The organism is Psychromonas sp. Urea-02u-13, from assembly GCF_002835995.1.
Classification (GTDB): Bacteria; Pseudomonadota; Gammaproteobacteria; order Enterobacterales; family Psychromonadaceae; genus Psychromonas.
Window position 1 is genome coordinate 49,514 of record NZ_PJBZ01000048.1, and the last position, 7,002, is coordinate 56,515.

Below are 7,002 nucleotides of genomic sequence, written 5' to 3' on the forward strand. Positions count from 1 at the left end.
TAGCGCAGCAGCTTCGTGGTGATTTTTGTCATTAGATTGGAAACAGTTATGCCTTATCGTTATACTTAGCGCTCTCAAAATCACTCGGTAACTATTTATGTCTGCAACCTCAATTGAAAATACGCCTTTCACCAATAACGTTGATCCTAAAGAGATTGAAAAGTTTTCTGCAATGGCAGAACAATGGTGGGATTTAGAAGGTGATTTTAAACCGCTACATATGCTTAATCCGACACGTCTGGAATATATCGAGCAAGGTGTTGAAGGTTTATTTGGCAAAGCAATTGTAGACATTGGTTGTGGTGGCGGTATTTTAGCAGAAAGTATGGCCATTCAAGGCGCAACGGTAACCGGTATCGACATGGCACACGCCTCGTTACAAATTGCGCGTTTACACGCAATGGAAACGCAAACCAAACTTGAATACCAAATGATTACCGCTGAAGAGTTTGCAAGCCAACATGCAGAGCAGTTTGATGTAGTGACTTGCATGGAGATGCTTGAGCATGTACCCAACCCCGCTTCTATCATCAAAGCTTGTTGCGACTTAGTGAAACCTGGTGGCACGGTTTATTTTTCTACTATTAATAAAACTTTCAAAGCTTACTTAATGATGATTTTAGGTGCAGAACACCTGTTGAAATGGGTACCTAAAGGCACACATGAATATGAGAAATTCATCCGCCCGTCTTTGCTGCTTGCTGATATTGATAATACATCGCTTAAATGTGACGATTTATGTGGCGTTGAATTCAGCCCGTTTACGAATAGTTTTAATATTACTAAGAATGTAGATGTGAATTATATGTTGCGTTGTGTAAAAAGAAGCTAAATGTAGTAGTCGTTATTCTCAACCGACTCTGCAAACGAAAAAGGCTACTATGTAGGTAGCCTTTAAGCCACATGAGTGACTATTTTCAGAGTGAACATTCAGAGAAAATGACTTTAAGGCTTATTTAGTTCTTCATTAAATCTACCGAATAATGGTTTTAATTGGCGTTTTATAGATGGACTATCCATTGTCTTAGCCGCTCTTAGCCCATAGGTAATAAAATTTCTTTTTCCTAAATGGGTATAACGGCTATATAATTTTTTCTTGAATAATTTCCTCTCGCCATTCCCACTTGCTAGGCGAAGATTATTATATTTCAACATTGTCTTTTTAGCTAACCGCACACCCCTTCGCATCCTTACTGAGTAACGAGCTAATGATGATGATCTTAGATATATATTCTCACCATCAAACATAAACCCTAGATACTGTAAGTGTTTGTCTGCTGTAAGTTTACCTTCACAAATAGTAAAAGTTCTAATTTCTGTTTTCTTTTGGTTGACCGACAACCCAATTTTATTTATTTCTTGAGTCGCAAACGCCTCTACTTCTATCTTTTTATTAATAGGGACGATAAACAACATATCATCGCAATAACGGAAATACTTACCGTTACACTGCTCAATGAAATTTTTCATGGCAAAGTCAAAGTCAAACATATACATGTTTGATAGCATGGCACTTAATGGCGTGCCTTGAGGAATTCCATTGTCGTCTTTATTTGTAACAATTAATTTATTTTTTCTTACGTTATCTCTGAATTCTATAGGTTCACAAACCCTTCTTTTCTTATGGTTATGGTAATTTAAAGATATATTTAGCAACTTATATAAATCAACTTTATTAACTTCAGAATATTTCGTTATTGATTTATAAACATTAAAATGGTCTTTCGGCAATTTATCTACTAGCAGTAAATTACACCACTCTTTCTTTAAATGATCATGATTCAATGATGTAAAAAATTTACTTACATCGAGAGCGACAACACAGCACTCACCAAACTTTTTAACTTCATTAAAAGCATCCAATGCAAAATCAATATTACTTTTCCCCAAAGACCTAAAGGCTAAAATAGAATCACTCAAGTCGTTTACTTTAATTTTTTCTTCGTAACGTTCATTAAGAATTTTTGAATAATATGAATATATATGGCTATCTATATGAGCAGGATAAGATATAGGGCGAGACTTAACAGGTAGGTCTATCAGTTTCTTGGTAATGTCATGTTTACCAATTTTTTTAAGCTCTATTTCATAATGAATCAAAGGGTAAAATGCATGTTTTGCCACTAATTCAGGATTAGGAACAATATTTGATGCTTTTTTAATACTAATAGGAAGATCGAAGTGCAAGTAAGTACGAGTACGATACCAGTCCTGTGGTGATAATTTCATTTTTATCTCAAGATCAAAACCGAGGATGCTCGAACTACGGCAATTCTAAACGCACCCTCGGATTAACTGGCCATTACAGCCGTCATTAGCCGTGTTATGTACAATATAAATTATGCTATCACTTTAACAATTACTTTGGAGACATCTATGAAGACGCTTATCCACATGATCTTGTCACTGTCATTCTGTTCAGTAAGCTTACTGAGCAGGTTTGACATTGACATCTTGTTACGTACCTTTTAATCAATTACTAATTAGTAATTATTAAAAGCTCAAACAGCTTACACTGAACTTTATAAAAAACAAACAAAACAAATGGGGTCAGCTCTTTATTATTGAATAAAAATCTGACATTCAAAAAGTCATTAGTGCGAGGCAAGCTCGCTTGAAGCATTTTTCAATCTGCATAGAGTGGTTCCGCCTCTCGGCGCCTCACTTTCTCTCAACAGCAAGAGAAAGTAAGCAAAGAGTGCCGTTCCGAAGTGTTTTTTTTATCTGCTAAAAAGTATGACTTCTTAACGCACCGTGTCTGAATGCACATCCATGTGCATGCAGACACTAATGAAATCATCCATGATTTCCTTTGCTAAAGTCAGACTTTCCAGCAGAAAAACATAACGGAATCCTATTGCTCCCGCGCTTGTTATCAAGCAATAAAATGTTTACAAAGCTTCCCAAAGTCTAACTTCGCCCAAAATATCTGTCTAAATAACGAATCAATGTGGCTGCACAGATCCCATTTGCGTTTTTCTAGCTTAATCAATTCCTTTAGCAAGTAGAGGCATGGATGCCGAAACTAAGTTCGGTTCCGCACACGGATGTGCGGTCCGAACTGGTGCGTTAAAAAGGAATTAATTTAGCTAGATTAAAAAACGCTTGGGCGGTTTTCTTTTGCTTCCGTTTTCTTTAGTCCGTACAAAGAAAATGAAGTCGCCACCGGCGAAACCTCTGCAATGTAAGATCAAACACAGCCGCAATGAGCGCTAGCGAAACAACGAAGCTTAATATTGGAATCAATCTAGCACTAATTCCCCCTGAGTTCGGCTTCATAAAAAACTGTTACCATAAATAGCTAAAAACTATCACTCCAAGAAGTATTATCGAATTTATCTATTGATATAGATCCACTATATTAGCGCCATTCAAGTAATGGAGCAGATATGACAGTTCAAACAAATACATCAAACCATGTAAGCAATTGCTCCGGGACGCCCGCTATTCCAGAAACAGCATTAGTCGTCGAGGGGGGAGGACAACGCGGTATTTTCACGGCTGGAATTTTAGATAGCTGGCTAGACAATAACTTTAACCCTTTTGCATTGCTGATCGGCACTTCTGCGGGCGCACAGAATTTATCTGCTTATATAACCCAGCAATCGGGTTACGCCAAAAAATCCATTATGGAGCTTTCCAACCACCCTGCATTTTTTAATATCAAACACTCCTTAATAGGACGTAATGCGGTCGATCTGGATTGGTATTTCCAAAAAGCCTGTGAGCCTGCGTACCAATTAAATATGCATTGTGCGCAAACACAATTACAAGGTCGCCAACTGCTCTTTTCAGCCACTAACATAGAAGATTTAAGCCCAGCTTTTCTTGAGCCCACATTAGATAATTGGCTAACAACACTTAAAGCCTCAAGCGCACTGCCTTATCTTTATAAAAAAGGCGTAGAAATTAATAACCAACAATACGTAGATGGCGGTGTTGCGGTGCCCATTCCGATTCAAGAAGCTTATCAACGTGGTGCTAAAAAGATCCTTGTGTTGCGCACTGTCGCGACACAAGAAAACATACGTACGCCTTGGGCTCATAAGTTAAAGTCTTGGGTATGTCGCTCGAATCGTTGCCCAAAAATGTTAAATATCATTACAGGACACGAAAATGCCTATCATCAAGCCATCGAGTTTATTGATAGACCCCCTGAAGATGCACAGGTGATAGAAATTGCTCCACCCGCTAAATTATCAAGTCAACTTATTGGTAGTGATGCAAAAGCACTGAATGATGATTATGAAATGGGTTACGAGATGGGATTACAGTTTTTAGCCAGTGAATACGCAGCGTTATTCAAATAAGATGAATTAAGTAAAAATCAGTAATGAGCATAAACAAGAAAATGGAATCAGAGGGAAATTAAAATGCCTCTAAAGTCACTAGTGCGAGACAAGCTCGCCTGAAGCATTTTTCAGTCTGCATAGAATGGTTTCGCCTCTCGGCAACTTTTAGCGCATGAAGAACCGAAACGTAGTTTCGCAGTCTGAAGTAGCAAGTGAGTGCCGTTCCGAAGTGTTTTTTTATCTGCTAAAAAGTATGACTTCTTAACGCACCGCGTCTGAATGCACTAATTAAAATCAAAGGGCACGCAGAGCTTAGCCCGTTCATAGCACTGAACTATCGTTCAATTCACTCCCTGATTTCCTTTGCTAAAGTCAGACTTTCCAGCAGAAAAACACAACGGAATCTTTCTGTTCCCGATCAGGTTATCAGGCATCTCCATGTTTACTAAGCTCCCAAAATATCAACTAATTCGGGATACACAAAGCTAAACCTCTTTAAGTAACCGATGCGGTTGTAGGAATCCCATTTGCGTTTTTTCTAGCTTAATCAATTCCTTTAGCAAGTAGAGGCATGGAGCGAATTTTGCGACAGCAAAGTGTTTGAGCGGGCTAAGCTCTGCGTGCCCTTTGCTCTCTACTAAGTTCGGTTCCGCACACGGATGTGTGGCCCGAACTGGTGCGTAATAAGGGATTTATTTAGCTCGATTAAAAAACGCTTGGGCGGTTTTCTTTTGCTTCCGTTTTCTTTAGTCCGTACAAAGAAGCTTGCTAATCCAGACTGCGAAACATGTTTCGGTTCTGAAAACGCGACTCGCCACCGGCGAAACCTCTGCAATGTAAGATTAAACACTGCCACAATGAGCGCTAGCGAAACAACAAACTTTATAAGAGCTCATCGGGGATGCCCCCTTTAATATTTAGCTTAGTTAGATGAGCAAACGCTTCATTTCTTATCCTGTATTTTTAAGATAAACATCTGATAACCAAATTCACCCAGATATTGGCTATAAATATCAATCTCATGATTAATATCTTGTAGCGCTTTAGACGCTGGCATCGTTGGTAAAAGCGCTTCTACTCTATTTTTAAGCGGTGAAACATAGTTCTGCCAAGCTTTGTCACTCAACTGAAAACTGCTCACAATGTCATAACCAGCCTTTTCAATCTGATCAACTCTAATCGCTAACGATTGAATGTCTGGGTACGATTTATCCCAAAACACTTTCGCTTCATCACTGATGGTGTCGGTCAGCCAAACTAAATCACTGAGCACCAGAAACCCCGCCTGTTTTAATAGGGGTTTCCACTTAATAAGCGCATTCTCCACGCCCATGATATAGGCACTACCTTCAGCCCAGATAGTATCGAAACTGTCTTTTTCAAAGGGTAAGTCGGTCATGCTCGCGCATATTGCGGTGATGTTGCTTGATAACGCTTTATCAGCGATCTGTTTCTGAATATTATCAATGACCGATTGTTCGTTATCAACCCCGACAATATTAGCCTCTGTATTGTCCGCCAAAATAGACGTTGCTATCCCTTTACCACAGCCTATTTCTAATATTGATTTAGGTGCTAATGGCAATAACGAAAGCGCTTTTAATGTTTCATTTTTATCGCCGGGTCCCCAGCGTTCGAGTGTTTCAAAGACTGTCATAAAGTCAGCCATGTAATTGTCATGTTCATTCATATTTTTTGATAACCATCGTAATCGCAATGCTTCTTTTTCATTAAAGCCCTGCTTCATTAACCAATTTAAGTGAGCTTCTGGCGCAATTTTATCGACTTTTTCATGCCATGCATTTAGGTTGCCTTCACCTAAAAGCGCAGCAAGAAGTTGCCGTGATTGCTGTTTTTTCTGAATCTCGTCATCAAGCACCTGTAATCTATTTTTCAATAATTCACGATCAATTTTCTCTTCAAGGCAGGTTTTACACTCTTTAAGTGTTAATCCACCAGCCTGAAGCTGCTGTATAAAGCGAATACGTTGCACATCAGCATCGTCATAAACACGATAGCCGTTATTCAACCTTTTTCCCTTAATTAACTGTTGTTTCTCATAATAGAGAATTGCAGTACGTGATAAGCCAACTTTAATGGCTAATTGCGATATTTGATACATGGCTTTTATTACCCCCTAATGACAAATATACTATAAAGTATAAAGCCGTAGACAGGTCAATGGTTAATTTTCCGGCCTCTACAGATAAACCAAATAAAAACTCACGGACTTTCCAAAAGTCTAATTTCGCCCAAAATATCTGTCTAAATAACGAATCAATGTGGCGGCGAAGATCCCATTTACGTTTTTCTAGCTCAATCAATTCCTTTAGCAAGTAGAGGCATGGATGCCGAAACTAAGTTCGGTTCCGCACACGGATGTGCGGTCCGAACTGGTGCGTAATAAGGAATTTATTTAGCTAGATTAAAAAACGCTTGGGCGGTTTTCTTTTGGTTCCGTTTTCTTTAGTCCGTACAAAGAAGCTTGCTAATCCAGACTGCGAAACATGTTTCGGTTCTGAAAACGCGACTCGCCCACCGGCGAAACCTCTGCAATGTAAGATCAAACACTGCCACAATGAGAGTAAATAAGGTCATAATTAGGATCAGATCTTTCATTTTAGGAGACCTTTAACTAAACGTAACCAGTGCGAGGCAAGCTCGCTTAAACATCGAGCGGATGCGCTTAGCAAACAATAATAAAGTTCAA

Annotated in this window: 5 protein-coding genes; 2 read left to right on the plus strand and 3 right to left on the minus strand. The window is 38.9% G+C overall.

Annotation, left to right across the window (positions count from 1 at the left end; translation table 11 throughout):
• Positions 1-97 precede the first annotated feature (97 nt).
• Positions 98-832: a bifunctional 2-polyprenyl-6-hydroxyphenol methylase/3-demethylubiquinol 3-O-methyltransferase UbiG gene (gene ubiG, locus CXF74_RS07380; RefSeq protein ID WP_101081774.1), complete on the plus strand. Its 735-nt coding sequence runs from the start codon at positions 98-100 to the stop codon at positions 830-832.
• Positions 833-945: 113 nt separating this feature from the next.
• On the opposite strand, the gene drt2 is transcribed toward ubiG, so the two are convergent.
• A complete protein-coding gene (gene drt2 / locus CXF74_RS07385) occupies positions 946-2,229 on the minus strand; it encodes an antiviral reverse transcriptase Drt2 (RefSeq protein ID WP_101081775.1) in 1,284 nt (427 codons plus the stop codon).
• 1,160 nt (positions 2,230-3,389) lie between these two features.
• Between drt2 and CXF74_RS07390 the strand changes: the two genes are divergently transcribed.
• Positions 3,390-4,310, plus strand: a complete 921-nt coding sequence (locus CXF74_RS07390; RefSeq protein ID WP_101081776.1) for a patatin-like phospholipase family protein — start codon at positions 3,390-3,392, stop codon at positions 4,308-4,310.
• 925 nt (positions 4,311-5,235) lie between these two features.
• On the opposite strand, the gene CXF74_RS07395 is transcribed toward CXF74_RS07390, so the two are convergent.
• Positions 5,236-6,414 carry a MerR family transcriptional regulator gene (locus CXF74_RS07395; RefSeq protein ID WP_101081777.1) on the minus strand — a complete coding sequence of 393 codons (1,179 nt, stop codon included), beginning with the start codon at positions 6,412-6,414 and terminating at the stop codon, positions 5,236-5,238.
• Complete coding sequence (locus CXF74_RS07400) at positions 6,386-6,616, minus strand: hypothetical protein (RefSeq protein WP_101081778.1); 231 nt, start codon at positions 6,614-6,616, stop codon at positions 6,386-6,388. The genes CXF74_RS07395 and CXF74_RS07400 overlap by 29 nt, the downstream gene beginning before the upstream one ends.
• Between the last annotated feature and the right edge of the window lie 386 nt (positions 6,617-7,002).

Excerpts from the sequence above, each read along its gene's own strand:
- ubiG (WP_101081774.1), top strand. The coding sequence starts at position 98 with ATGTCTGCAACCTCAATTGAAAATACGCCTTTCACCAATAACGTTGAT.
- drt2 (WP_101081775.1), bottom strand. The coding sequence starts at position 2,229 with ATGAAATTATCACCACAGGACTGGTATCGTACTCGTACTTACTTGCAC.
- CXF74_RS07390 (WP_101081776.1), top strand. The coding sequence starts at position 3,390 with ATGACAGTTCAAACAAATACATCAAACCATGTAAGCAATTGCTCCGGG.
- CXF74_RS07395 (WP_101081777.1), bottom strand. The coding sequence starts at position 6,414 with ATGTATCAAATATCGCAATTAGCCATTAAAGTTGGCTTATCACGTACT.